This window comes from Mycobacterium sp. TY814 (assembly GCF_030755175.1).
Classification (GTDB): domain Bacteria; phylum Actinomycetota; class Actinomycetes; order Mycobacteriales; family Mycobacteriaceae; genus Mycobacterium.
The window spans coordinates 305,308-329,593 of the sequence record NZ_JAUFRY010000004.1 but is presented as its reverse complement, the minus strand read 5'-3'; the positions used below and the strand labels follow the sequence as shown (position 1 = coordinate 329,593).

Below are 24,286 nucleotides of genomic sequence, written 5' to 3'. Positions count from 1 at the left end.
TTGCGCGGTTTCACGTTGCTGGCCATCGTCGGCTGGCACATCTCCATGCCCGGTGTCAGCGGCGGCTTCGTCGGCCCGGACATCTTCTTCGAGATCTCCGGCTTCGTGATCACCGGGCAGTTGTGGAAACAGGTGAGCACCACCGGCACCGTCGGGCTGAAGAAGTTCTACGGGGCACGGTCGCGGCGACTGCTGCCGGTGTCGGCGACGATCGGCGTCATCACCGCCATCGCCGCGGCCTTCCTGCTGCCCGTGGTGCAGGCCCAGAGCGCTTTGAAGGACGCCATCGCCTGCGCGCTGTACGTCCCCAACTTCTGGTTCATCGTCCAACAAGGTCGACTATTTCGCCGGTGGCGCGCCCTCGCCGTTCCAGCATTACTGGACCCTGGGCGTGGAGGAACAGTTCTATCTGCTCTGGCCACCCATGATCGTCGGTACGGCGTGGCTGATCCGGCGGTTGCGCCGGCGCAAGAAATCCGCCGACGCGCCGCCGGCGCCGCCCTCGAAGACTCCCTATCTGGTGCTGGTCACGACGATCGCGTTGTCGTCGTTCCTGCTGTCGCTGCTGGTCACCTACGTGATGCCGCTCGCGGCGTACTTCTCGTTGTTCACTCGGGCCTGGCAGCTGGCGCTGGGTGCCCTGGTTGCCCTGACCGCCAACCAGTGGAGCCGGCTCCCGGAGCGCGCCGCGATCACCATCGGCTGGATCGGTACCGCGATGGTCTTGGTGGCCTGCGTCTTCTACACCCCGGACATCCCGTATCCGGGCACTGCCGCGTTGCTGCCCGTGCTGGGCACGGCGCTGGTGCTCGGCGCCGGCTGCTCCACCCCGTCGCAGGGCGCCGGGCGCCTGCTCGGGTGGTCGCCGATGCGGGCGATCGGACGGCTGTCGTATTCGTGGTACCTGTGGCACTGGCCGGTGCTGGTGTTCGCCCCGATCGTGGTGGGTCACCCGCTGGGGCTGTTCGGCAAGTTCATGGCCGCGGTCGTGGTCTCCGGCGGGCTGGGCTGGCTGACGCTGCGCTACATCGAGAACCCGCTGCGCTACGCGGCTGTTCTGCACAAGTCGCCGATGAAGAGCCTGGCGGTCGGTGGCTTCGCCACCTCGCTCGCCGCGTGCGTGGGTGTGGCGCTGCTGATGTACGTGTCCTCGATCCCGATGCCCATCCCGGTCGGGCGTGGTGCCGCGGCGGCACCGCTGACGATCAAGCCTCCGCCGGCGCCCACCGGTGACGACATCGCGGCCTACGACGCGGCGGTGCAGAACGTCTTCGGACAGGTGCAAGCGGCCGTCGCGGCATCGGCCGAGATGAAGGACGTTCCGTCGAACCTCGACCCGTCACTTGCCGACGCGGCGGGCGAGGTCGGGCAGATGATGTTCGACGGCTGCCTGCGCCTGCCGATTCAAGCCGGACAGCCCGAGTGCGCGATGGGAGACAAGGCGTCCAAGACGACGGTGGCCGTCATCGGTGACTCACATTCCTCAATGTGGATCCCGGCGCTTCGGGAAATCGGCAAACAGCGGCCCTGGCGGATCGAAGCGATGGCCAAGGCGGCCTGCCCGATGATGGATCTGCCCATCGCCAACCGCTTTGTCGCCCCGATTGTCGAATATCTCCAGCACTGCGAGCAGTGGCGCGGGGAGATCATGTCCCGGCTACGCGCCGAGCACCCCAAGCTGGTCGTGGTCAGCGTGTTCCGCGGGTACACCGCTACCCACAGCAACGGGTTCCTTTCGGGTTTCTCGTCGTACGACGCGGCGTGGGTCGAGGGTCTCAAGGGCCTGGTGCAGCAACTGCGCGGCATCGGCGCCAAGGTGATGGTGCTGGGGCCGCTTCCGCATCTGAACGCGGCGGTGCCCGGCTGTCTGTCCGAGCACCTCACCGACGCGATGGCGTGCGCGCCGCCGATGTCGACCGCCTTCGACCGGGCCGGCATGGCAGCCGAGGCCGCCGCGGTCCAGGCCGGTGGCGGGCAGTACGTCGACCTCACCGATCTGTTCTGCACCAAGCAGCACTGCCCGGTCATCATCGGCAACACCCTGGTGTATGTCGACGCGGGTCACCTGACACTCGAATACTCCAAGCTGCTGGCGCCGGCGCTGGCAGCGCTGTCCGACCGGGCGCTCGCCGCCAACGGGTGATCACGTTCGTCCATCAGCACAACGCGGGAATCACTTCGTTCTCGAACAGTTCGATGCCGGATCGGTCGTAGGCGGCTTCGGGGAAGTAGATGATTGCGTACTCGCAGCCGAGCGCACAAATCTTCGAGATGCGCTCGGCCACTTTCTCGGGGGTGCCCACGGCTGTGTCCGGCAGGCCCGCGATCATCGAATCGGCAAAGTCTGCGGGCATGTACCCGGCCAGTCGATTGCGGATCCGCTGTAGCCGCTGCTCGACATCAGCGTCCGAAGTGCCGATGACGGCGGTCAAGTCAACGGATCGGATGATGGCGTCGAAGTCGGTGCCCAGTTTGTGACAGTGCTGTGCCAGGATCTGCGATTTACGGGCAAAGGCGTCGAGTTCACCGGTGAAGTTCGTGTACTGGGCGTACTGGGCGGCGATGCGCAGCGTCACCTTTTCCCCACCCCCGGAGATCCAGAGCGGAATCCCATTGGGCTGCAGCGGCTTGGGTGCCACGATTGCGTCATGGGCCTGGTAGTGATCGCCATTGAAGGTTACCCGGCCATCCCGCCAGGCACTCAGCAGGATTTGCACGCCCTCTTCGAGGCGGGCCAGTCGCACGCCCGCCGAGGGAAATCCGTAACCGTATGCCCGCCATTCGTGTTCAACCCATCCAGCGCCGGCACCCACTTGGATGCGGCCGCCAGAGATGATGTCGGCGGTAGCGGCGACCTTGGCGAGATATACGGGGTTGCGGTAGCTCATGACGGTGCACATCTGGCCCAGCTTGATCCGCTCGGTAATTGCGGCGTAGGCAGCCATCAACGACCAAGCCTCGTGGCTGCCTTCGTCGTTGGACTTGAGAACCGTGTGGAAATGGTCGTAGACCCAGAGCGAATCCCAGGCCGCGCTGCGGTCCGCGTGAACCGCGATGTCGCGCATCACCCCCCAGTGTCGTGCAGGGTCGATGCCGACGAGATCCATCGGGAAGCCCTGTGGGATGAATATGCCGAAACGCATTGAGAAACTGACCCTCTCAGTAGGAAACCTAGGACAACAAGCAACCACACAATCACCACCGCAGCGGCAGTGACATCAGACCGCAATCGACCATGCCGCTGCGCACTTCTCTCGTCGAATTGCATCGGCGCTGATAACGCATCCGGACGGTCAAGGGGGTACCCCATCGCGGTGACAATTCCGCAATCGAACATGATCCTCCCGGGAAGAAGGTCGGGCTCTATGCGTCCGCCGCGGCTGGAAGGTCGATCACGTTGCCGCAGTGTTCTTCTGCGCTGTCGTCGAGGCGTGGCGCCAGCGTAATGATGTCTCCATCGGCCAGTGCCGTCGAGCAGGGCAAGACGGTGTCATTGACCGATGCCTGGACGCGTTTGCGAAATGGGGCTATACGCGGATGAAGGTAGATCAGGCCGGTGGCGAGCATTTCAATGGTGGTTCCCGCGGGGATCTCGACTTTGTCCTCCTGCGTATCACCACAGCATTCGCGCAGCAATCCGGAGTAGCGGACTGTTACCGAGATAAGTTCCATCCGAACACCTTTCGTGTCTCCGCGACTATGTCGCGCCGGTATGTCCAGACTTGCCGTGTTCGGCCGCAATCGGATCGTCGCATTCGAAGATGAAGTGCCACAAGGGACTTCTGCACACTCGGATCGCCCCGATATAGGCATTGTGCACATCACTTTCGCGGACCTCGACCATTCAGCTAAGTGCGGGGATCACTTCTCGGGCGAACAGTTCGATGCCTGATCTGTCATAGGCGGCTTCCGGAAAGCACACGATGGCGTATTCACAGCCGAGCTCACGAAGTGTGGAGATCCGCTCGATCACCTGCGCGGGTGTACCCAGCGCCGTGTCCGGCACACCTGCGACCATCGAATCAGCAAGGGCTGCAGGCAGGCCCTCTGCCCATCGATCACGCATCCGCTGCAGCCGCGATTGGACATCGGTGTCGCACGTTCCCAGGACGGCGGTCAGCTCGACCGACCGTACGATGGCGTCGAAGTCGGTGCCCAGGTTATGGCAGTGCTCTGCCAGGATCTGGGACTTGCGGGCGAACGCGTCGGGTTCCCCGGTGAAGTTCGTGTAGTGCCCGTACCGGGCGGCAATGCGCAGCGTCACCTTTTCGCCGCCGCCGGAGATCCACAGCGGTATACCGTTGGGCTGCAATGGTTTGGGCGCCACGATCGCATCCTGTGCCTGGTAGTGATCGCCGTTGAAGGTGACATGGCCGTCGCGCCAGGCGCTCAGCAGTATCTGCACGCCTTCTTCGAGCCGGGCCAGCCGCACACCCGCTGAGGGGAATCCGTAACCGTAGGCGCGCCACTCGTCTTCGAATGAACCGGCACCGATGCCCATTTGGATCCGCCCACCGGAGATGATGTCTGCGGTGGAGGCGACCTTGGCCAGATACACGGGGTTGCGGTAGCCCATCGCGGTGCACATCTGACCGAGCTTGATCCGCTCGGTGATCGCGGCATAGGCAGACATCAGCGACCACGCTTCGTGGGTGCCTTGACCAGCGGTCTGCAGCACCGCGTGGAAATGGTCGAAGACCCACAGCGAATCCCACGCGCTGTCGCCGTCAGCGTAGCGGGCCAGGTCGCGCATGATGGCCCAGTGTCGTTCAGGTTCGATCCCGACCAGGTCCATGCGCCAGCCCTGCGGGATGAAGAGACCGAAACGCATTACGCCACAACCCCTTCGGTAGATCGTCAGCTCGCGAACAGCAGCAGCGTCAGCGCCGTGGCGGCTACCCATAACGCGATTGGCGGTGCGAGTCGGCCGGGCGGGCTGCCGGCCCGCACATGGACGGTGATCAGCACCATCATCAGCAAGGTCAAGAAGAGCGCGGCTGCCCGGGCCACTGCCGGCAGGCCGAGCCCGATAATCAGCGCGACTCCCGTCGGCACCTCGGCCACACCGAACAGGCAATACTGTTCGAACGACAGGTTCAGGGCCGCGGCCCGCTCCCGCACCGGCTCAATTCCGGCGATCTTCAACGTGCCCGCGACAAGAAAAAAGACCGCCATGGCTCCGGTCAGTGTCGTGGCTGCTGTAGGCATCAAAAGGGCTTCCTTGCTCGGGGTGAATCCAGATCACCACTTCACCGGCAACGACAGCAGGCCGTCGTTCATCATCCCGGTGCGGGCCTCCAGCTCTTGCACGTCGACGGCCAGTTGTAGTGTCGGCACCCGGGTGACCAGGCCTTTCAGCAACGACTGCATTTCGTAGCGCGCCAACCACGCGCCGGGGCACAGGAATGGGCCGTAACCGAAGGTGATGTGCCGGTTGTGCGGCCGGTCGATAAGAAAGTCGTCGGAGTTGTCGAAGAATCGGGAGTCGCGGTTCGCCGAGGTTGTACTGATCGCAATGGTGGTCCCTTTCGGGATCACCGTATCGTCGAGTTCGATGTCCTCGGTTGCGTACCGAAGTGCTCCCAGGCTCGACGGCGGCAGATAGCGCAGCACCTCCTCGACCGTCGATTCAATAAGGCCCGGATCGGCCACCACCCTGCCGTAGCAATTCTTGTAAAGCAGGAGGCCGATCATCTGGGACAGCATCACCCAGGTCGAATCGATTCCCGCGGCGAACAGAGTCTGTGCGAGAAATATGAGTTCGATGTGGCTGAGGCGCCCATCGTCGACGTCCGACACCGCGACCAGCTCGCTGAAGAAGTCGTTCGTCGGTTCAGCGCGTCGCTTCTCCACCAAATCCCAGATGTACATTGCAAATTCTTGCTGGCCTTCGGCCATTTCCTTATCAGTATGGCGAGACAGGCTGAACATGCGATCGGCCCAGAACTGGCAGCGGTCCCAATCCTCGCGCGGGAAACCGAACATCTCACCAATGATCTGCCTGGGCAGTGGGCGGGCGAGGGCCTCGACAGCGTCGGCGGGCATCGGTCCGGCCAGCAGCTCATCGATCAGCTCGTCGACGACCTCGTCGATCCTAGGGCGCAGCAGCTCGATGCGGGCTCGGCGCAGCGCCATCATGAACAATCTTCGGATGCGCGTATGTTCCGGCGGGTCAACTAATTTGGCGACTTCCTCGAGTTCCATAACGTTGCGTCTGGTGGTGGAAAGCTGGGCGGCATCCGCACGATAGATATTGCGGCTGATACGAGGGTCATCCAGCAAGTGCTTGGCATCGTCGTAGCGCATGATGACCACCGCTGCGTCACCGCCCGGAAAGCGCACGTCGGCAACCGGGCAGCGCCGCCGGAGATCGGCAAACTCACACGGCGCCGACAAAGCGTCCGGTCGCGTGAACGGGTACTGCTGAGTCGTGTTCGTGGCGGTGTCGGCCACCATTGCATCCCTTCATCAGAGTGGAAAACCGAAAACAACTGCTGCCGAACGCATTTGGCGCGTATGCCATAGTGTGGATATGTATTCGAATCCGATGCGGTTTCAGTTGCGATACATCAGTAGATCGTGATTCGGGATCGTATCCTGTGTCACGCGGAGTGGGCAAGGGCAAAATTTCTCCGCTTCGGTATCAGATGCACACTGCACTTGATTACTCGCCACGAAGATCGGATCTGTTGCGTTGCAGCCGCATACAGATCACCTAAAGTTCGCGTCCGGGCATCGGTCCACCGCACTGACTGGCGTAGGCGCGTGAATTCCCGTTGGCGCGGTCGGCTGGGGTTGAGTCCACTGGCGCGGGTGAACTCGATGCCCTCAATGACCTGAGAACGAGGCATCCTTGCGGTTGGTCGCGTCTGTGTGTTGTCGTTCCCCAACATCGGCGCAGATTGCATTAACCTGACAAGCCGTGGCGGCTTGTAGCAAGTGCGGCACCGAACCGCCGGCAAACGCCCGGTTCTGCCACGGCTGCGGCGCCCCGATCGCACGGGCCGACGCCCAGGCGGAGTACAAGCAGGTGACGGTGCTGTTCGCCGACGTGGTGCATTCGATGGACATCGCGGCGGCCGTCGGTCCGGAACGGTTGCGCGAGATCATGACTCAGCTGGTCACTCGCACCTCCGCGGTGGTGCAGCGCTACGGCGGCACGGTGGACAAGTTCACCGGGGACGGCATCATGGCGCTGTTCGGCGCCCCCGTCGCGCTGGAGGATCATGCGCTGCGGGCCTGTTTGACCGCGCTCGGGATCCAGGACGCCACCCAGCGGTTGGCCGCCGAACTCGGCGGTGACGTTGCCCTCTCGTTGCGCATCGGCCTGAACTCCGGCGAGGTGATCGCCGGCGAGATCGGTTCGGGCGCTTTGGGTTACACCGCCATCGGGGAACAGGTGGGAATCGCGCAACGGATGGAGTCGGTGGCTCCCCCGGGCGGGGTTATGGTCAGCGAATCGACGGCGCGACTGGTCGAGGGTGTGACGGTGCTGGGGCAGCCGCAACAGGTCTACGTCAAAGGCGCGGTGGACGCCCTGGTCGGCCGCCAGTTGCTCAGCGTTGCCACCGATGACGAACGCACCGAAGTCCCGGTGTCGACGTTGGTGGGGCGCGGCTGGGAAGTGACGGCGCTGGCGGCCATGCTGGATCGTTCGGCGGCCGGGCGCGGGTCGGTCGTCGGCATCAGCGGCCCCGCCGGAATAGGGAAGACCCGGCTGGTGCGCGAGACCGTCGAGCTGGCGCGCACCCGCGGCCTGGAGGTGTTCAGCAGTTTCTGTGAATCGCACGCCACCGACGTCCCGTTCCGGGTGATGGAACGCCTGCTGCGGTCGGTCACCCGAACCAGCGGTCTGGCCGACGAGGCGGCCCGCCTGCGAGTTCAGGAGGGCATGCCCGAGGCCGACCCGCAGGACGTGTGGCTGCTGTGCGATCTGCTCGGTGTTGCCGACCCCGAGGTGAAGCTGCCCAAGATCGACCCGGACGCGCGGCGGCGCAGGCTCACCGCGTTGTTCAACGCCTACCTGCTCGCACGAACAGATCCCGCCATCTTCCTGGTCGAGGATGTGCACTGGATCGACGAGGCCAGCGAGTCGATGCTCGCGGATCTGCTGACCGTGGTGACCCAGACCCCCTCGATCGTGCTCTTCACCTACCGCCCGGAATATCAGGGAGCCCTCCAGCTCGTCACCGGCGCGCAAACTTTCGCACTGGCCCCGCTCACCGATTCCGAAGCCTCGGTACTGGTCTGCGAGCTGCTGGGCCGGGACCCGTCGGTCGCGGCGATCGCCGACGTCATCGCCGCGCGCGCGGCCGGCAATCCGCTGTTCGCCGAGGAGATCACCCGCGAACTCGCCGAACGGGGCGTGCTCGGCGGCGAGCGCGGTGACTACATCTGCCACGCCGACGTCGCCGACATCCGCGTGCCGCCCACGCTGCAGGCCACCATCGCAGCCCGCATCGACCGGTTGAGCCCCGCGGCCAAACACACCCTCAGCGCCGCCGCCATCGTCGGGTCGCGGTTCACCCAAGACCTGCTCGTCAGCCTCGGTATCGATCCGAGCGTCGACGAACTCCTGGCCGCCGAGTTGGTGCACCAGGTGCGGTTCACCGCTAATGCGGCCTACGCGTTCCGGCATCCGCTCATTCGAACCGTGGCGTACGAAGCTCAGCTCAAGGCCGACCGGGCCCGGCTGCACCGGCGCCTGGCCGAGGCCATCGAGGCGCGGGAGCCCCATGCGGTCGATCAGCATGCGGCGCTGATCGCCGAACACCTCGAAGCCGCCGGCGATGGAGTCGCCGCCTACGGCTGGCACATGCGCGCGGCGAACTGGGCGACCAATCGCGACATCGCGTCGGCGCTGCTCAGCTGGGAGCGCGCGCAGAAGATCGCCGATGCGTTGCCCGCCGATGTGCCGCACCGGATGGCGCTGCGCATTGCGCCGCGCACCATGCTGTGCGGCGTCGCGTGGCGGGTCCATGCCGATGCCGGCGCCAGGTTCGAGGAGCTGCGGGAGTTGTGCAGCGCGGCGGGCGACAAGGCGTCGCTGGCGATCGCCATGGCCGGGATGGTGATCGGGCTGGCGTATCAGGCGCGTATCCGCGAGGCGTCGCAGCTGGCGTCCGAAGCCGTGGCACTGATCGAGGCGGTCGACGATCCGACCCTGACGGTGGGGTTGTCGTTCGCGTCGATCTACGCCAAGGGCGAGAGCGCCGAGTGGTCCCAGGTACTGCAATGGTCACAGCGGGTCATCGACCTGGCTGACGGCGATCCGGCCCGGGGCAACTTCATCGTCGGATCGCCCTTGGCCATCGCCCACACGACCCGGGCGATCGCCTGTTACTGCCTCGGTCGCGCCGGGTGGCGTGCGGACCTGCGACAGGGACTGGACATGGCCCGCCGGGCCGACCCGTTGTCCTACGCCAGAGCCGTTGCCTACGGCTACTTTCCGGCGATACCGGCCGGCGTGCTGAGACCCGACGTGCGGGCGGTACGCGAAATCGAGGGTGCGCTGCGCATCGCCGAACGGTCCGGTGACGATTTCGCGCTGGCCTTCGCGCGGATGACGCTGGGGGTAGCCCTGGTGCATCGGGAAACGGCCACCGAGTACGAGCGGGGCGAGTTGCTGCTCACCGAGGTCACCGAGCTGTTCCAGCGGCAGAGTCACAACTTGTCGGAACTGCCGATCGTCAACGTGTACTCCGCCCGGGACCGGGCCCGGCGGGGAGAGCGCGACGACGCGATCGCCGAGTTGCGCGCGGTGGTGGAGCACCTGGTGCGGGAAGGGCAACTGCTGACCTGGGGTATCCCCGCCACGGCAGTGCTGGTCGAGACATTGCTCGATCGCGGCGCCGCCGGCGACGTCGCCGAAGCCGCGGCGGCGCTCGACCGGGTGGTCGAGCACCGTCCCGACCAGCAACTTCCGGTCCGCGACATCTGGCTGCTCCGCATGCGGGCGTTGCTGGCACGCAGCACGGGCCGTGCCGACGAATACGCGCGCCTTGCGGACCGCTACCTGGAGATGGCGGTCGCGCTGGGCTTCGAGGGCCACATCGTGTGGGCGGAGCAGATGCCGTGACGGAGGTCCTGTGGGAATCGGAGGGCCTTCTGGAGGCGCCCCGGCCGCTGCCCGACGGTTCGGTGCTGTTCGCCAACACCACGGCCGGTGGGGTCTACCGGTGGTCGGACGGCGGCGTGTCCACGGTGCTGGAGAAGCGTCGCGGTATCGGCGGGATCGCGGTGCATGCCGACGGCGGACTGCTGGTCAGCGGACGGGATCTGGCATATACCGGTCCGGCGGGTCCGCGAACGGTATGGGCGGCCGACGGTGCGACCGGTCTCAACGATCTGACCGTGGCTCCGGACGGCTCGGTGGTCGTCGGTGTCCTGCGTCATCAGCGGGGTGAGACGGCCGGGCCCACCGAACTGGTGCAGCTCTCACCTGACGGCACCGCCACAGTTCTTGTGTCAGATCTGTTGTGGCCCAACGGTGTCGGGTACGCGCCGGACGGCACCCGGTTGTACGTGTGCGAATACGCGGCCGCGCGGGTGCGTGGCATCGGCCCCCAGGGTGCGGCGGTATTCGCGGCGGCGCCCCGCGGCGAATGCGACGGGCTGGCGGTCGACGTCGAGGGCGGCGTGTGGGTGGCGCTCGGAAGTGGTTGCGGCATTGCGCGTTTCGATGCAACGGGAGGTCTGGACCACATCGTCGACATGCCCGGCCGATTCGTGTCCTCGCTCGCGTTCGCGGGCACCGAGATCTACGTCACCACGATCGGCGCGTTGCTCAGGATCGACGTCGGCGTGCGGGGCTCACCGACCCCCGTTGCCGCGATCCCACTCGGCTAGCTTGCGGAATCATCCAGCGCGGCAACCGTATCCGCAAGCGTGGTGCGGGCATCGCGGAAGTGGACGCCGAGTTCACGCTCGGCCGGCGAGTCGTCGGACTCGGGCATCTGCGTGTAGTACTGCATGCCCGCCGCGGTAATCGGGTTGTCGAAGGGGAGATAGGGCCCCACGAAATCGAAGATCGATCCGGCGGCCCGCAACGCGGTGTCGGGGATCGGAACCGAGACCATCGTGGTGCCGCTGACCTCGCCGAGTGTCTTGGCCAGATCGGCCACCGCGAGCCGGTGGCCGCCGGCCATATAGCGGCGGGGCCCACGTCCGGGTTCGAGCAGCGCCGCGTGCAGTGCAGCCACATCGCGCACATCGACCACCATCCAGGCCGCGCCGCGTCCCGGGATCGCATGCATCTGCAACGCGGCCTTGACTCCCTCGCCGGCCTCACCGAACTGGTCACCGACCGGGGGGCCCAGAACCATTCCGGGGTAGGTGATGTTCACCGGTGCGCCGGCGTCCTGCAAGCCGCGGGCGTAGATCTCCACCTGCGCCTTGGATGTGCCATAGCCGTCCGTCCCGCCCACCACGGGCAGGTCGGCGGTCAGCGTCCCGAGATTCGGGTGGAACAGGGCCGTGAAACTCGAGACATGCACGATCGGGTCGAGTCCGAGTTGGACGGCCTGGCCCAGCACGTTGCGGGCGCCCTCCATGTTGGTGGCGAGCATCTGCGCGGTCTGGCGCGGATCGGTCGCGACAAGTGCGGCGCTGTGCACCACGGCGTCGCAGCCTTGCAGCGCCTCGCGAACCGAGTCGCGGTCCTTGATGTCGCCGACCGCGAAGTCCGACGTGTCCACACCCAGCGCGGCCACCGACGTCTGCAGACGTTCCGGCTTTCGCACCAGGAACCGGACATCGTGACCCGCGTCAGCGATGGCCTTGGCGGTCCAGCCGCCGACGAAACCCGTACCTCCGGTTACCAAAACGTGCATGGTGGCATTCTGCAACCGCCGACCGGTTGCCCGACCGGTGGGGTAGGTGCGACGCATCACAATCCGCGGCGGTTTCCGCCTCGCTCGCATCGGGTATCTTCCCCGCACATTTCGAGGCACATTCTTGAGCCACGAGGAACCAGGAGGAACACGTGGCCGTCGGATTCCAAGATGTCATCAAGTCGAAGTACTTGCTGCTGACCACCTTCACCAAGGATGGCCGGCCCAAGCCGACCGCGATCTGGGGCGTGCCGGATGGCGACCGGTTGCTGATCATCACCGACGACGACTCGTGGAAGGTCAAGCGAATCCGCAACACCCCGCGGGTGACGCTGGCCAAGAGCGGTTCGCTGGGCAAGCCCAAGAGCGAGGACGTGGAGGGGATCGCACGCGTGCTGCCGAAGTCGGAGACGCGGCAGGTCTACAACGCGGTGCTGCGGCGGTACTGGTACCACGCCTGGTGGTTCCTGCCGCACTCGATCGTGCGCGGCGGCATCGACAAGGTGCATGTCGGACTCGAGGTCAAGCCCGCCGCCTGACACCATGGTGTGGTGACCACCGCAATCATCGTGGTGGCGCTGGTCCTGCTGGGTCTCGCCATCGTCATCAACGGGCTGCTCCGGCTGCGCGATTGGCTCAAGACGTCGCCGCCGCTGCCGACGCCGGAGCCCGACGACGACGAGGAGCGGGACTAGTTATAGCCGTCCCGCCGCGAAATCGGCTGCCTGGCCGGTCATCCCGTTGACCGGATAGGTGGTGTGGGCGAAGTTGGGTGTGGTGCCGCCCCCGTTGCAGATCGTGTCGCCGTCGGCACACAGCTCGATCGTCTTGGGCTGATACAGCGGCCCAATTGCGATCTGCGGCGCGTTGTACTGACTCAGGAACTGCGGTGAGGGCGTTCCGAACAGAGCCACCGCCGCAACGTGATTTGCGATGTCCGGTGCCAGCGGCTGGGGAACGGCCGCGGCGGGCACTCCCGGTGGCACGGCGGCCGAGGTGACGTAGCCCGCCACCGCCGCCCCTTGGGAGTAACCGCCCAGCACCTCTCGGGTGTTGGGGCATGCCGACGACATCGACTGAATGTGCGAGCCCGCGTCGCGAATGCCGTCGATGACCGTCAGCGGGAAGTCGCTGCTGCCGAAGTCGGTGCTGGCCGGATAGTTGACGGCATAGACGCCAAGGGATTTCGGTCCGATGTCCGAGCGCAGCGAGTCGACGAACGACTGCCCGACGCCGCCCACTCCGGCGGGCTCGCCACTGCCCCGGGCGAATACAACCTCGACGTCGGGACACGGGGCGGCCTTTGCCGCGGGAACCGGGCCGCCGGCCAGTTGGGACACGGTGAGCACCGCTACCGCGCCGGCGCCGGCCAGCAGGCGTTGTGAACTGATCATGGCTAGGGGGTAGCCCAAACACCGGGGTATCAACCACAAAGCTGTCCCGCGCGGACGGTTCCGGACCGCGCGGGACAGCTTCGGGTGGCTATCGGCGTCGCGCCCAGGTGCATGAAATCTCATGCCGCTGAGCGCATTTCGCAGAAGTTGTTACTTCTTGAAGGCGTCCTTCACCTTCTCGCCGGCGTCCTTCAGGCTGGACTTGGCCTGGTCGAAGCGTCCTTCGTTCTCGGTGCTGCGGTCGCCCGTAGCTTTACCGACGGTCTCCTTCGCCTTACCACCCAGGTCCTCGATCTTGTTCTTGATCTTGTCTTCGGCGCTCATGCCCGGCTCCTTCTTCGCTTTTCGGCTGACTGGTGGGAAGTACCCGAATGCGGCGGGTGCTGAAACCCCGGCGGGCGCTGAAACCCCGGCGGGTGCTGAAACCCTCAGTACCGTGCCCGCCGGCGCCGAAATGCGTTCCGGACATCGAGCCCGGCGTCCTTCACGTTCGCCTTCGCCTGGTCCAGCTTGCCTTCGTACCGGGTGCGCCGGTTGCCGGAGAGCCGGCCGAGCGTCTCTTTGGCCCTGCCGCCCCAGTACTGCGCTGTGTTGCTCAATCGGTTGTTGGTAGCCATGCGCAGGGGATACCCGCTGACCGGCGGCTTCATGCTCAGCCGGCCGGCACGGTCCCGCGCGGCAGGGTCAGCGGAAGGTCCGCGTATGTGACGATGCCGGGTGCCGCGGCGACCACGGCCGGGATGGCGTTGATGGCGGGCATCGCCGTCATGATGTGACCCAGGGCCATGAACTCGGCGAGCGTCGTGGCCTGGAAGTACGGGGGTGGCAGGAAGCCGACCCGGGTGGTCACCGTGGGCTGCCCGTCGATCTGAATCACCCAGCCGTCCTGGTCGATCTTCCAGTCCGGCTCGAGCGTCTGGCCCTTGCGCCACCGGACATTGAGGTCGATGACGGTGCGGTCGCCGACGAAGCCTTGCCAGCTGATGTAGACGCCCGCGACGCATCCCGCCGCAATGGTCCAGGATGCCATCTCGAGATCGGCTGTGGTCTGCGCGAATTCGGGCACGCAGCGGATTCCGTCGAGTTCGACGCCGAGCGCGTCGGCAACCAGCCGGACCGCTTCGCCGAAGATCGCGGTGCCCTTCTCGGCCATCTGCGCCAGGTCGGGGTGGCCGATCGGCTGTCCGAAGCCGACCGGCTTCTCGGTGTCGGGGGAGTCGTAGAACGTGGTGTCGGCGGCCTCGTTGACGGTGACCTTGTCGACGCGGTTGCACACCATCGCCGACACGATGGCCAGCAACTCGGCGAAGCCGGGGCTGACACCGGAGCCGAACATCGTCGAGCCGCCCTCCAGGCAGGCACGCTGGATGCGGTCGCGTCCCTCACCCAGGTTGTGTCCGGTGATGAACGACGCCGTCGTCACCACGTTGACCCCCGCGGACAGGATGCGGACCAGCTCGTCAACGTCGATCCACATCGGGTTGTAGACCACGCAGTCCGGCTTCAGGGCCAGCAACGCCTCGACATCGTTGGTGGCGACCACGCCGGTGGGATCGATCCCGGCCAGCTCACCGGCATCACGGCCGGCCTTGTCCGGGGACCACGCGTAGCACCCGACCAGGTCGAATTGATGGTTGGCGACGATCGACTGCAACGAGCTCTTACCGACGTTTCCTGTCGTCCACTGCACGACGCGATATGTGTTGGGCACTCGCTCAGCATAAAGCGGGCCCGACGCTCAGTAGGAAGACTCACTCGCCAGAATCTCGGCCAGGTAGGCATCCTGCGGGGGCTGCTCGAGTCGTGCCCGCACCCACCTGCGGACCCGCTCCCGCACTTCCCGGGGCTCGCCCGTCTGTGCGAGCGGTGCCCCGATGACCACCGAGGTCGCGGGCCAGTCGTGGTTCCAGGCCGCCGATTCCGTCAGGTACCGACGTTGGGCATCGACCAGGGGAACGGTGGCCCGGCCACCGGCGTCCAGCGCCGCCGCGCCGGTGACGTCTCCGGACTGCACGCGGACAGCGATGTCGGTGGCCGGTTCGGGGCCGATGACGGCCGCCCGTACCACCGCGACGACGGCCGGTCCGGCTGCCTCGACACTCCAGTCCACGGTGTCCTCGGCGGCGTCGAAGATGCCCGGTGGCACCGCGCCCCAGTTGATCGAGGCAACGCCCTGCCCGATGGCCGCGGACGAACGCGGGCCCGCCCCGGCGCCTGCGGCCAGCGCGTAGTCGTCGCGGTAACCCGTCGGCATGGACAGCGCTGATTCCGGATCATCGAGCGCGACCGACAGATCCGCCCAGTCGTCGCCGTCCAGGCCCACCTCGTCGGCCAACTCGGCACCGGCCCGCACCAGGTCACGCACTCGCGAATCACTCGTTCGCGCGTGGCCGGTCAGGGCCGCGGCGTGCGGCGCGAGCAGGCCGGTCACATCGGAATCGAGGGTGTCGTCGCTGAAGAAATCCTGGGCGCCGACCGTCAGCAGGGCCACCTCGGTGTCGAGCAGAGCGCGGTCGAGGGTGGGGATGTCGTCGCGCTGGCTGGCCGGCCACCACCGCCGCAGCCAATGCCCGAGTGCCAGTCGGTGCAGCGGGTTCATCGACCCGGGGGCGACGCGCAGGCCGGTCAATTCCCGCGGTTCCTCGACGGACGACAGCAGCGCGACGTGGCCGGACTCGCCGAAAACGCGCCACAGCCAGTCGGCCCGGGCGGGGTCGACGATGGTCACTTCCACCGCGTCGGCCGGGTCGGCGGCGCTGTCTATGATCCAGGACAGCACCGCGCCGCTGACTTCCAGCACCGCCACCAGGGGCAGGGGCTGCTGCGCGGCTTCGACCGGCCTCATCCGGCCACCTGCAATTCCAGCATCGACTTGATCCGCTGCCGGTGGTCCAGGCTGACCGACCTGGCCACCCCCTCGAGCAATGAGCGCACGTCGTCGACGTCTTCGCAGGGCTCCTGCCACACATCGCGTCCGTGCAGCCGCGCCCACAGCCGGCTCAGATACGGCTGCCGATACCGCGCCAGGTCGTCGACCACCTGCTGTTGGCGCGGATGGATCGGACCACCCTCGGCCAGATACCGCCGCGCGTGCAGCACGTAGGCCTCCTTGCGCAGCCGCGACTGGATCTGCGCGGCCAGCGCATAACGACCGGCCACCGACCGGTCCAACGGCGCGAGCTCGCCCGCCACCTCGATGCCGGTCACCAACGTCGCCTGCTTGTCTTCCGCGAGCAAACCCCATGGCGCGCAGGCCCGGTCGACCTCCTCCTCGCAGAGCAGGGGAATGTCGGGCAGCGCGTCACGGTCCAGCGCGCGCCGCAAGGTGGAACGGACCCGGTCCACCACGGTCCGATCCAGCGGACGGTCGCCGTCGGAACCGCCCGATACCTGCGGAGGGCGTTGCGGCACAACCGAACTCAAACCAAGCTCGGCGATCGACCACGGCAGCTCGGCACCCTCGGCCCGGGCGAGGGCACCCAGGTTGTACGGCGTCGCGTCAGCGATCACCGAAGACCACACGCGCTGACGTGCGGTGGCCGCGGTGTGGCTGCGGGCGGGACCGAGGACCGTGGTCAACGCCGCCAGGAACGGCTCCAGCACGGCGGTGCCGGGCCGGACGTCACGCCAGCTCGCCTCGAGCTGAGCCGCCAGGGCTGCGACCACTTTCGGATCGGCGACATAGTCGTTGAGCACCTCGATCGCGGTGCGGTCGCGCCCTTGGTGCACCTCGTGCAGCACCGCGGCGGCGGCCTCGCGATCTTGGGGTGTGGGCGCACCTTTGGTCACCGCCAGCTCGAAGCACACCGGGAAGTACAGCTCCTGGGCATTGCCGCTGCGAATACGCAGTCTGCGGCGCTCGAGTTTGAGCACCTCGAACCAGGCTGCGGCGAAACGCAATTGGCTGGCATTGTCGAGGATCAGGTCGTACATCTCGGCGGCCGTCTCGCTGCCGACGACGGGTGCGGAGAACTGCGGGTTGGACCTCAACCGCAGGACCAGGGGGTCGATGATGCGTTTGACCGTGCGGGTCAGCGGGCCGCCGTCGTCACTGCTGAGCACCTCGACGCCGGGACCGATTGCGCGCCAGGCATGGTCGATCACCGCCCGGCGGGGTTGACCCGCCGCACGACTGTCGGCGGCAGGCGATGCCTGCGGATCGGCGCTCATGACCACAGAATAGGGGCACCGGCAAAAATTGCGGTACCCGAAAAGTTGGGTTCGGTAGCCGTCGGGCGCCTCGAAGCTGGTCGCATGAACCAATCATGGATAGCCGTAGCGGGTGTTCTGATAGCCGGGATCGCCGTGCTCGTGATCGGCCGGATTGCCGGCGCGATGCGGCGCGGCTCAGACGGCCTCGCCGTCGGGGTGGGCACGGTGCGTGACGTCGTCGACGACCTGCCGGAAGCCGTTGGTGGAGAACGCCAGGTGTGGATCGAGGTATCCAGCGTGGATGGCGACACCTTCGTCGGGCGGCTGGTGGACCATGAATCCGAAGCGGACCTGTCCACCCTACGGCCCGGGCTCGTGATGCTGGTCGCCTTCGATCCTGCTGCACCTGAGGAACTTTCGCTGCCCGACGACGTACTGGCCGTGCGCGCTTCGGGTCTGGTGCTGGCCTGAGCTCACCGCGCGCCGTCCACGGCGAAAGTGACCAGTGCACCCCAGAACAACGGGTTGGCCGTCACATCCCCGTCACGCCAGCGGCGCATTTGCGCCCGCTGCCAACGATTCACGGCGCAACCGGCGTCTGCTTCTTCGTGCGCGGTGTCGACGGCGATCACCACGTCGGCCATCGGATCCGGATCGTCGGCGGGCGTGGCGAACTGCCGGTAGGCCGCGGTTGTCGGCAGCGACCACAGGGTGGCGGTCACCAGCTCGGCTCCGCCCAGAATCATGGCGGCGACCAGACCGGTCGCCTCGTCGAACTGGTAATCACCGCCGGAGGCACAGGCAATCAGCCCCACTCGCGGTGGAATCGGCAACCGTAGCGCGATCAGGTCCGACGCGGTCAACGGGCGGTGGTTGCCGATGGCCACCGCGTCGCCCGGTGCGGCCGCGGCACAGGCCAGATGGAGCGCAGCCCGATCCGCCTGGCCGGAAGCGCCATCGGCGGAGCTGGCGTGCCCGACGTAGACCAGCCGGCTCGGATGCCGAACGAGCAAGTCGGCCAGCCACTTCCGGTCCGCGTCTGAGCGGCGGAACAGCTCGACCGCGTTGTCGACGCCCGGCAGCAGACCGCGCCGCTGCATCAACCCGGCGAAGTGCCGCGCCAGCCGCGTGTGCTCCGAAGGCCTGCCCAGCACCGACCCGAGTGCGGAATCCGGCCGTTGCCCCGGCACCCGGGGGTCCAGGATCAGAAGCGGTGGGCCGTCCCGTCGCACATCCCACCGGGCCGGCGTGCGCGGCGCGTGAACAATGTTCTGCGGCACCGCCAGCAGCACGTCGGCCAGCTCCATCAACCGGTGCCCGTCGGTGTGGTCTCTGACGTCGGCGAGTTGCCAGGGAATCCGGGCGGCGACCCGGCCGCTGGCGGTGATGGCATCCTGGCGGGCCCGCACCAGTTCTTCTTTGCTCGGACCGGATTTAGGCAGCGCCAGCAGCCCCCACGGAACCCGGGCCAGCCGGGCGCTGGGGGAGATGAACAACGTGGGCCGCGGCGATGCCACGCACTCGGACAGGAGTTGCCAGCCCGCGGCACCGATCAACAGCACCCCGAGGATGTAGGCGGCCGTCAGCTCGGTCTCCGGCGTGGCGAACGCTCCCCGGCGCAGCGCTCTCTCGATGGCGTCGCGGCGGCTCTCGTCTCCGTAGGGCTCGGGTAGCGCACCGGTCAGTTCCGCCAGCGCCGCGAGCAGAATCGGCTCCTCCACCACCCAGTTGACGGTTCGTGACGGGTCACCGACCACCCGCAGACTCCCGTAGGTGGCGATTCCGACGTCGGCGTACCGCAGGACGAGCGTCTGCGGGCCCGGAGTGGTCACGGCCAGGTCGTCCACGCGGGCTCGGGGGCGGTGACCGCGCGACCGTACCGCTGCAACGCCAGGTCGCGATAATGGCTCATGATCGGTGTGGACACGGGATCCATCTGCAAAGGCGGCAGGGGTCCCAGCCGCGTCAGCGAATTCCCTTCCGCGCCTTCCGCGCCTTCCGCGCCTGACGGACCGGCTGCGGCGAGGGCCGTCGCGAGTTCGTCAGCGGCGTCGACGAACGCAGGCGCGGCGGCGGTCGACTCCCACTCGCCGACCCGGCGCTGCTGCTGCTCGGTGTTGAAAGTGCCTCGAGCGCTATGATATTCGACGAGCTCGCTGACCAGTTGGGTGTTCTCCCACTCCCAGGCGACCGCGAACGCACTCGCCAGGACGGAGGCCGAAACCCGCGCCGCCCAGCGTGATCGCGCATCGGCGTCGGCGATGGAATACCGCACCGAGTCGACGGCCAGGGCCGCGGGCACCTTGAGTTCGGCGGCCTGTTCCAACTTGGTCATGGCACGCCAATACTCCGGGGTGCCCACCTCGCCGTGCAGAATTCCCAGCGACTCGGCCTGCCGTGCCTCGGTTTCCTGCAACGACTCCTCTGGGTCGCCGGAACCGTCGAATCCCATGTCCGACAACGCATCGGCGCGCCATACCGTTCCCAGGTGATTGTCCAGCAGGGCGTACTGCAGCCAGCTGCTGCGCGGGGAGGAATCAAGCAACTCGCGAGCCTGGGCGATCAGCTCGACGGCCTCGGCGAACCGTCCCCAGAATATCGCGATCCAGCTGCGCTGCAACAGAATACGATGCAGATGCAGCGGCTTGCCCAGGTCGCGCCAATGCTGCTCGGCCTGTTCCCAGCACCGGTCGGCTTCTTCCAGTGCGCCGCTGCCCAGCCGGGTGAGTCCCATGTACAGCCAGCAGCGGGCGACGTCGTGTGCCCGCGCGTAGCGGTTGATCACCTGGTAGGCCTCCGATGCCAGTTGGTCGGTCGTGACGTGGTCGCCGACCGACCAGCATGCGGCCGCGCGCTCCAATTGGGTTCGGGCGCGGGCCAATTCCCATCCTCTGGCCTCAGCCCGCGCCCCGGCGCGACGCAGCCAGGGCTCGGCCTCGGCCAGGCGACCGGTCTCGACACAGAACCGCCCGTACCCGGTGGCCGCCAAAACCCAGACGTGCTCTGCATATTCGGTAGCAGCCGCAGGCCGTTGCAAGACCTCGAGCACCGGTTCCCACAGCGGCACGGACTGCACATGCAGGTCGTCGTCGCACAACGCCGTCGCGCACAGCACCCGGGCGTGCGTGAGCAGGTCCGCCTGCTCGTCGGCGAGATCGGCGGGACCTGGTTCGGCCAGCTCAGCAAGGGCGGCGTGTGCCTCTTCGTGCCGGCCCTCTGCCGCGGCCAGGCCGGTCTGCAGGAACTGTGCCCGCAGCGAGTAGCGGCAGATCATCCGGGTGACCTCGGCTGGCGACATGCGCACCTGTCCGGCGGCCTCGGGCCGCCTGCCGGCCAGGATGTCCCGGTAGATCTCCAGCGGTTCACCGATACGCCGAATGCATTCGCGCACCCCGTCATTGGCGCCCCGAACCAGGTAGATCGCGCCGAGCTGAGCGAAGACTTCCAGCAGGAGATCGTCGCGATCCACCTGCTCGATCCGCGGCATCAGCGACAGCAGCAGATCCCGGGCCGCGGCCTCGTCGGCCGCGAACGCCAGGCGGTGGGCCTGTTCGAGGGCGCGCTCGAGGTCGTCGGAGATCGACACGGCTGCATCATAAATCTCCGCTCGAATCCGGAACGGCGGACATGCATTGCATGCCCGCCGCGCCGGACCGCCCACCGTCAGCCGCACGACACCTTGATGTTGAACTCCTTGGTGATCATTCCGGCCATCGGGTTCTTCAGGTCGGCACCCTCGGCCTGACCGCTGATGGTGTACGTCTTGCCGTCCACCGAGACCTTGGCCGAACCGACCTTGGATCCCATGTTGTCGGCGACCGACAAGGCGTTGCCGTCGACGACCATGGCCAGCGACTCGACGGTGGGGGGGTTACCGTCGGCCATCACCACGGCCAGCGCCTGCTGACCGCCGGTGGAGCCGCTGCCGATGTTGATCTTGCCGCCCTGCTTGACGCAGGTCACCGAGGAGGGGTTCAGACCGGGCAGGTCGGCGCCGCCCACCTTGACCTCGGTTCCCGCCCCGTTGTTGGTCGCCACGCTCGCCGGGCCGCCCGAAGCCGGGCTGGCGCTGTGCCCGCCACTGGAGCACCCGACCAACGCCGACGCGCAGCCAAGGGTTCCGATCGCCACCGCGATAACACGCTTCACTGGACTTCCTTCCGTCATGCGCCGCCCCGATGGCGTCGTCATGGCAGAAGTACAGATCGCCGCTTGCGCTACCGATCCCAATAAGTGACCGCGGAGGACTACTCCTCGACGGCGACACCGCCCCTGGTGCGGCGACGGCGGTGCGACGTCTTGCCGCTGGGACGGCGGTTGCGCAGCCGCGCGGACGATTCGGAAGTCTTCTCGGACGTGCTCTCGGACGACTTCGCGGATGCCGGTACCGGCGCTTCGACCGTTTCCGCGTCGTCCGAAGCCGCTGCGGGCTCCTCCTCGCTCAGCGCCGGGGCAGCGGCTTCGACCGTCTCGGCCGCGGCCTCTTCGTCGGATTCGGTGCTCTCAGACTCGGCGTCCCCGGCGACCTCCGTGGCCTCTGCCTCGTCGGTGTCCTCGGCGTCTTCGTCTTCGTCTTCTTCGTCTTCTTCGTCGTCGTCCGTGGCGACAGCGCCGGTCTTGCCGCGCTTCTTCCCGCGGACGCGGCGTTCTTTGACCTTCTTCGGCTTGATCGGTTTCGGCGGCGGTGGCGGCAGCTCCGCGACGAACGACAGGTAGAACGCGAAGAACCCGAGCACGCCGATCGCCGCGGCGGCCCCGTAGATCGCGAACAACCACTGACCGGCGGTGTCCAGGCTGAACCAGTGCTCGCTGATTGCGGTGCCGATGATCAGCGCTCCGGCCAGTACATGCGCCACCACCGAGCAGGTTCTGATGGTCAGCGCCATCTGCGGTGTAGCCAGTTCCGGCTTGCGGGTGCGCAGCAGGGTGAACACCACGGGCAAGGCGGCCAGGCCGAGCAGGGCGCCGGTCACGATGCGCAGCGTCATTCCCGCCCCGCTACCGACTTCGCCCATCAGCTCGGGCCACCGCGGCAGGACGTAATAGAAGAAGAGGAAGCCGGCGCCGATCGTGAACGATGCGTGCCACAAGATGGCGACCTTGCGCCCCATACCACTCCCTCAGCTGGTGAACTCAAGCCCCCGAAGGTGACCGGGCCGACCGTCGGTACCGGTATCGGCCCTGGTCAAACGGCAGACCGTGCAGCGGAGGATGCGGGATTTGAACCCGCGAGGGCTGTTAACCCAACCCGCGTTCCAGGCGAGCGCCATAGGCCACTAGGCGAATCCTCCGTGGTCATGGTAGCTGCTGACGGGAGCCGAGTGTCTCGGGTACCTGCCACTGCCGCCGCCGCGTCGGGAAAACCCAGGTACTACACTCGCCGTTGGACCCCGCGCGGCGTCTATCCTGTGAACTCCCCCAGGGCCGGAAGGCAGCAAGGGTCAATGGGCTCTGTCGGGTGCGCGGGGTCCCCTTATGCCCGCGCTCGATATGCGTTCTCGATGGGAAGGGTCCCTGGTGTCCTTCGACTCCCTCAGCCCCGCGGAGCTTTCGGCTCTGCACACGCGTCACCAGCAGGAATATGCGGATCTGCAGGCCAAGAAGCTGTCTTTGGACCTGACGCGCGGAAAGCCGTCACCCGAGCAGCTCGACCTGTCCAACCAGTTGCTGACGCTGCCCGGTGATGACTTCCGCGACCCGGAAGGCACCGACACCCGCAACTACGGCGGCCTGCACGGGCTGCCCGGACTGCGGGAGATCTTCGCCGAACTGCTCGGCCTGCCCGTGCAGAACCTGATCGCGGGCAACAACGCCAGCCTGGAATTCATGCACGACGTCGTCGTCTTCTCCATGCTGCACGGTGGCGTCGACTCGCCGCGGCCCTGGAAAGAGGAGCCGGCGGTCAAATTCCTATGCCCCGTCCCGGGCTACGACCGGCACTTCTCCATCACCGAGACGATGGGCATCGAGATGATCCCGGTGCCGATGGTCGAGGACGGCCCGGACGTCGACCTGATCGAAGAACTGGTCGCGGCGGACCCCGCGATCAAGGGGATGTGGACGGTTCCGGTGTTCGGCAACCCCACCGGGATCACGTACTCGTGGGAGACGGTGCGCCGCCTCGTGCAGATGCGGACCGCGGCACCGGACTTCCGGCTGTTCTGGGACAACGCCTACGCCGTGCACACGCTGACGCACGACTTCGTCCGGCAGGTGGATGTGCTGGGTCTGGCCACCAAGGCCGGTAACCCCAATCGGCCGTACATTTTCGCCTCGACGTCGAAGATCACCTTCGCCGGCGCCGGTGTGTCTTTCTTCGGCGGATCGCTGGGCAACATCGCCTGGTACCTGCAGTACGCCGCCAAGAGGTCGATCGGCCCCGACAAGGTGAACCAGTTGCGGCATCTGCGTTTCTTCGGCGACGCCGACGGGGTACGCCTGCACATGCAGCGCCACCAGCAGATACTGGCGCCGAAGTTCGCCCTGGTGGCCGAGATCCTGTCCCAGCGGCTCGGCGACTCCAAGATCGCCTCGTGGACCGACCCCAAGGGCGGCTACTTCGTCAGCCTCGACGTTCTGCCCGGCACGGCGCGTCGCACCGTCGCCCTGGCCAAGGACGCCGGCATCGCCGTGACCGAAGCGGGCGCGTCGTTCCCGTACCGCAAGGATCCCGAGGACAAGAACATCCGTATCGCGCCGTCCTTCCCGTCGCTGCCGGATCTGCGCGACGCGGTCGACGGGCTCTCGACGTGCGCCTTACTGGCGGCGACGGAGTCGCTGCTTTAGCGGTTGACTCTGCGCTCATGGCGCAGCAGTGCGAGTGCCTCCGCCCTGAGCGCAGCACCAACACCTTGCTTGCGCGAAAGATCCTTGCGCAGTCTTGTGGGGGCGTAAATTGTCGACACATCT

At 66.8% G+C, this 24,286-nt stretch carries 22 protein-coding genes, 1 tRNA gene, 1 other RNA gene and 1 pseudogene; 8 read left to right on the top strand and 17 right to left on the bottom strand.

The genetic code is table 11. The features are described 5' to 3' along the window. The first annotated feature begins 24 nt into the window (after window positions 1–24). Window positions 25–2,143: pseudogene (locus QXH22_RS26800) on the top strand (acyltransferase family protein). A 13-nt stretch (window positions 2,144–2,156) separates the two neighbouring features. On the opposite strand, the gene QXH22_RS26795 reads toward QXH22_RS26800, so the two are convergent. The 5 genes from QXH22_RS26795 to QXH22_RS26775 all read right to left on the bottom strand — a co-directional run bounded on the left by QXH22_RS26795 (window position 2,157) and on the right by QXH22_RS26775 (window position 6,456). After that, window positions 2,157–3,143, bottom strand: a complete 987-nt coding sequence (locus tag QXH22_RS26795) for an LLM class F420-dependent oxidoreductase (protein ID WP_306277500.1) — start codon at window positions 3,141–3,143, stop codon at window positions 2,157–2,159. Between the two features lie 220 nt (window positions 3,144–3,363). After that, the gene (locus QXH22_RS26790) at window positions 3,364–3,672 is read right to left on the bottom strand and encodes a MoaD/ThiS family protein (RefSeq protein WP_306246943.1); all 309 of its coding nucleotides are present in this window, start codon (window positions 3,670–3,672) and stop codon (window positions 3,364–3,366) included. A 172-nt stretch (window positions 3,673–3,844) separates the two neighbouring features. Next, window positions 3,845–4,831, bottom strand: coding sequence for an LLM class F420-dependent oxidoreductase (locus tag QXH22_RS26785; RefSeq protein ID WP_306246945.1), 987 nt, complete (start codon window positions 4,829–4,831; stop codon window positions 3,845–3,847). A gap of 26 nt (window positions 4,832–4,857) precedes the next feature. Beyond that, entirely contained in the window at window positions 4,858–5,208 is a 351-nt protein-coding gene (locus QXH22_RS26780) for a DoxX family protein (protein ID WP_306246948.1), read from the bottom strand. Window positions 5,209–5,241: 33 nt separating this feature from the next. Further along, window positions 5,242–6,456 carry a cytochrome P450 gene (locus QXH22_RS26775; protein ID WP_306277499.1) on the bottom strand — a complete coding sequence of 405 codons (1,215 nt, stop codon included), beginning with the start codon at window positions 6,454–6,456 and terminating at the stop codon, window positions 5,242–5,244. Between the two features lie 466 nt (window positions 6,457–6,922). On the opposite strand from QXH22_RS26775, the gene QXH22_RS26770 reads away from it, so the two are divergent. Both QXH22_RS26770 and QXH22_RS26765 read left to right on the top strand, forming a co-directional pair. Then, on the top strand, window positions 6,923–10,078 hold the full coding sequence (locus QXH22_RS26770; protein WP_306277498.1) for an adenylate/guanylate cyclase domain-containing protein: 3,156 nt from the start codon (window positions 6,923–6,925) through the stop codon (window positions 10,076–10,078). Further along, window positions 10,075–10,848 (top strand): SMP-30/gluconolactonase/LRE family protein, encoded by a 774-nt coding sequence (locus tag QXH22_RS26765; RefSeq protein WP_306277497.1) that lies wholly within the window; start codon window positions 10,075–10,077, stop codon window positions 10,846–10,848. Before QXH22_RS26770 ends, QXH22_RS26765 begins: the two co-directional genes overlap by 4 nt. Here QXH22_RS26765 and QXH22_RS26760 read toward each other — a convergent pair. Beyond that, a complete protein-coding gene (locus tag QXH22_RS26760) occupies window positions 10,845–11,831 on the bottom strand; it encodes an SDR family NAD(P)-dependent oxidoreductase (protein WP_306246955.1) in 987 nt (328 codons plus the stop codon). The genes QXH22_RS26765 and QXH22_RS26760 overlap by 4 nt on opposite strands. Window positions 11,832–11,983: 152 nt before the next feature. Here QXH22_RS26760 and QXH22_RS26755 point away from each other — a divergent pair, with 152 nt between their 5' ends. Both QXH22_RS26755 and QXH22_RS26750 read left to right on the top strand, forming a co-directional pair. Further along, the gene (locus QXH22_RS26755) at window positions 11,984–12,370 is read left to right on the top strand and encodes a PPOX class F420-dependent oxidoreductase (RefSeq protein ID WP_306246957.1); all 387 of its coding nucleotides are present in this window, start codon (window positions 11,984–11,986) and stop codon (window positions 12,368–12,370) included. Between the two features lie 12 nt (window positions 12,371–12,382). Continuing rightward, window positions 12,383–12,526: a hypothetical protein gene (locus QXH22_RS26750; protein ID WP_306246959.1), complete on the top strand. Its 144-nt coding sequence runs from the start codon at window positions 12,383–12,385 to the stop codon at window positions 12,524–12,526. Here the strand turns inward: QXH22_RS26750 and QXH22_RS26745 are convergent, their stop codons facing one another. From QXH22_RS26745 to QXH22_RS26720, 6 genes are all read right to left on the bottom strand, one after another. Beyond that, window positions 12,527–13,225 (bottom strand): cutinase family protein, encoded by a 699-nt coding sequence (locus QXH22_RS26745; RefSeq protein ID WP_306277496.1) that lies wholly within the window; start codon window positions 13,223–13,225, stop codon window positions 12,527–12,529. A gap of 150 nt (window positions 13,226–13,375) precedes the next feature. Next, a complete protein-coding gene (locus QXH22_RS26740; protein WP_306246961.1) occupies window positions 13,376–13,549 on the bottom strand; it encodes a CsbD family protein in 174 nt (57 codons plus the stop codon). 104 nt (window positions 13,550–13,653) lie between these two features. Continuing rightward, complete coding sequence (locus tag QXH22_RS26735) at window positions 13,654–13,842, bottom strand: CsbD family protein (RefSeq protein ID WP_306246963.1); 189 nt, start codon at window positions 13,840–13,842, stop codon at window positions 13,654–13,656. Between the two features lie 35 nt (window positions 13,843–13,877). Beyond that, window positions 13,878–14,936 (bottom strand): dihydrodipicolinate reductase, encoded by a 1,059-nt coding sequence (locus QXH22_RS26730; RefSeq protein ID WP_306246965.1) that lies wholly within the window; start codon window positions 14,934–14,936, stop codon window positions 13,878–13,880. Window positions 14,937–14,963: 27 nt separating this feature from the next. Next, a complete protein-coding gene (locus tag QXH22_RS26725; protein WP_306277494.1) occupies window positions 14,964–16,070 on the bottom strand; it encodes a hypothetical protein in 1,107 nt (368 codons plus the stop codon). Next, the gene (locus QXH22_RS26720) at window positions 16,067–17,395 is read right to left on the bottom strand and encodes a hypothetical protein (protein ID WP_306277493.1); all 1,329 of its coding nucleotides are present in this window, start codon (window positions 17,393–17,395) and stop codon (window positions 16,067–16,069) included. Before QXH22_RS26720 ends, QXH22_RS26725 begins: the two co-directional genes overlap by 4 nt. Before the next feature lie 165 nt (window positions 17,396–17,560). Here QXH22_RS26720 and QXH22_RS26715 point away from each other — a divergent pair, with 165 nt between their 5' ends. After that, window positions 17,561–17,848: a hypothetical protein gene (locus QXH22_RS26715; RefSeq protein WP_371934336.1), complete on the top strand. Its 288-nt coding sequence runs from the start codon at window positions 17,561–17,563 to the stop codon at window positions 17,846–17,848. A 2-nt stretch (window positions 17,849–17,850) separates the two neighbouring features. Here QXH22_RS26715 and QXH22_RS26710 read toward each other — a convergent pair whose 3' ends face one another. From QXH22_RS26710 to QXH22_RS26690, 5 genes are all read right to left on the bottom strand, one after another. Beyond that, the gene (locus QXH22_RS26710; protein ID WP_306277615.1) at window positions 17,851–19,215 is read right to left on the bottom strand and encodes a CHAT domain-containing protein; all 1,365 of its coding nucleotides are present in this window, start codon (window positions 19,213–19,215) and stop codon (window positions 17,851–17,853) included. Continuing rightward, window positions 19,206–20,963 carry a hypothetical protein gene (locus tag QXH22_RS26705; protein ID WP_306277492.1) on the bottom strand — a complete coding sequence of 586 codons (1,758 nt, stop codon included), beginning with the start codon at window positions 20,961–20,963 and terminating at the stop codon, window positions 19,206–19,208. The genes QXH22_RS26710 and QXH22_RS26705 overlap by 10 nt, the downstream gene beginning before the upstream one ends. A 77-nt stretch (window positions 20,964–21,040) precedes the next feature. After that, window positions 21,041–21,544 carry a lipoprotein LpqH gene (locus QXH22_RS26700; protein ID WP_306247957.1) on the bottom strand — a complete coding sequence of 168 codons (504 nt, stop codon included), beginning with the start codon at window positions 21,542–21,544 and terminating at the stop codon, window positions 21,041–21,043. A gap of 80 nt (window positions 21,545–21,624) precedes the next feature. After that, window positions 21,625–22,488, bottom strand: coding sequence for a hypothetical protein (locus tag QXH22_RS26695; protein WP_306277491.1), 864 nt, complete (start codon window positions 22,486–22,488; stop codon window positions 21,625–21,627). 94 nt (window positions 22,489–22,582) lie between these two features. Further along, window positions 22,583–22,668: transfer RNA gene (locus QXH22_RS26690), tRNA-Ser, on the bottom strand. Between the two features lie 90 nt (window positions 22,669–22,758). On the opposite strand from QXH22_RS26690, the gene ffs reads away from it, so the two are divergent. Next, an RNA gene (ffs, locus tag QXH22_RS26685) (signal recognition particle sRNA small type) lies at window positions 22,759–22,855 on the top strand. A 39-nt stretch (window positions 22,856–22,894) separates the two neighbouring features. After that, window positions 22,895–24,163, top strand: coding sequence for an aminotransferase class I/II-fold pyridoxal phosphate-dependent enzyme (locus QXH22_RS26680; protein WP_306246976.1), 1,269 nt, complete (start codon window positions 22,895–22,897; stop codon window positions 24,161–24,163). Window positions 24,164–24,286: the final 123 nt, after the last annotated feature.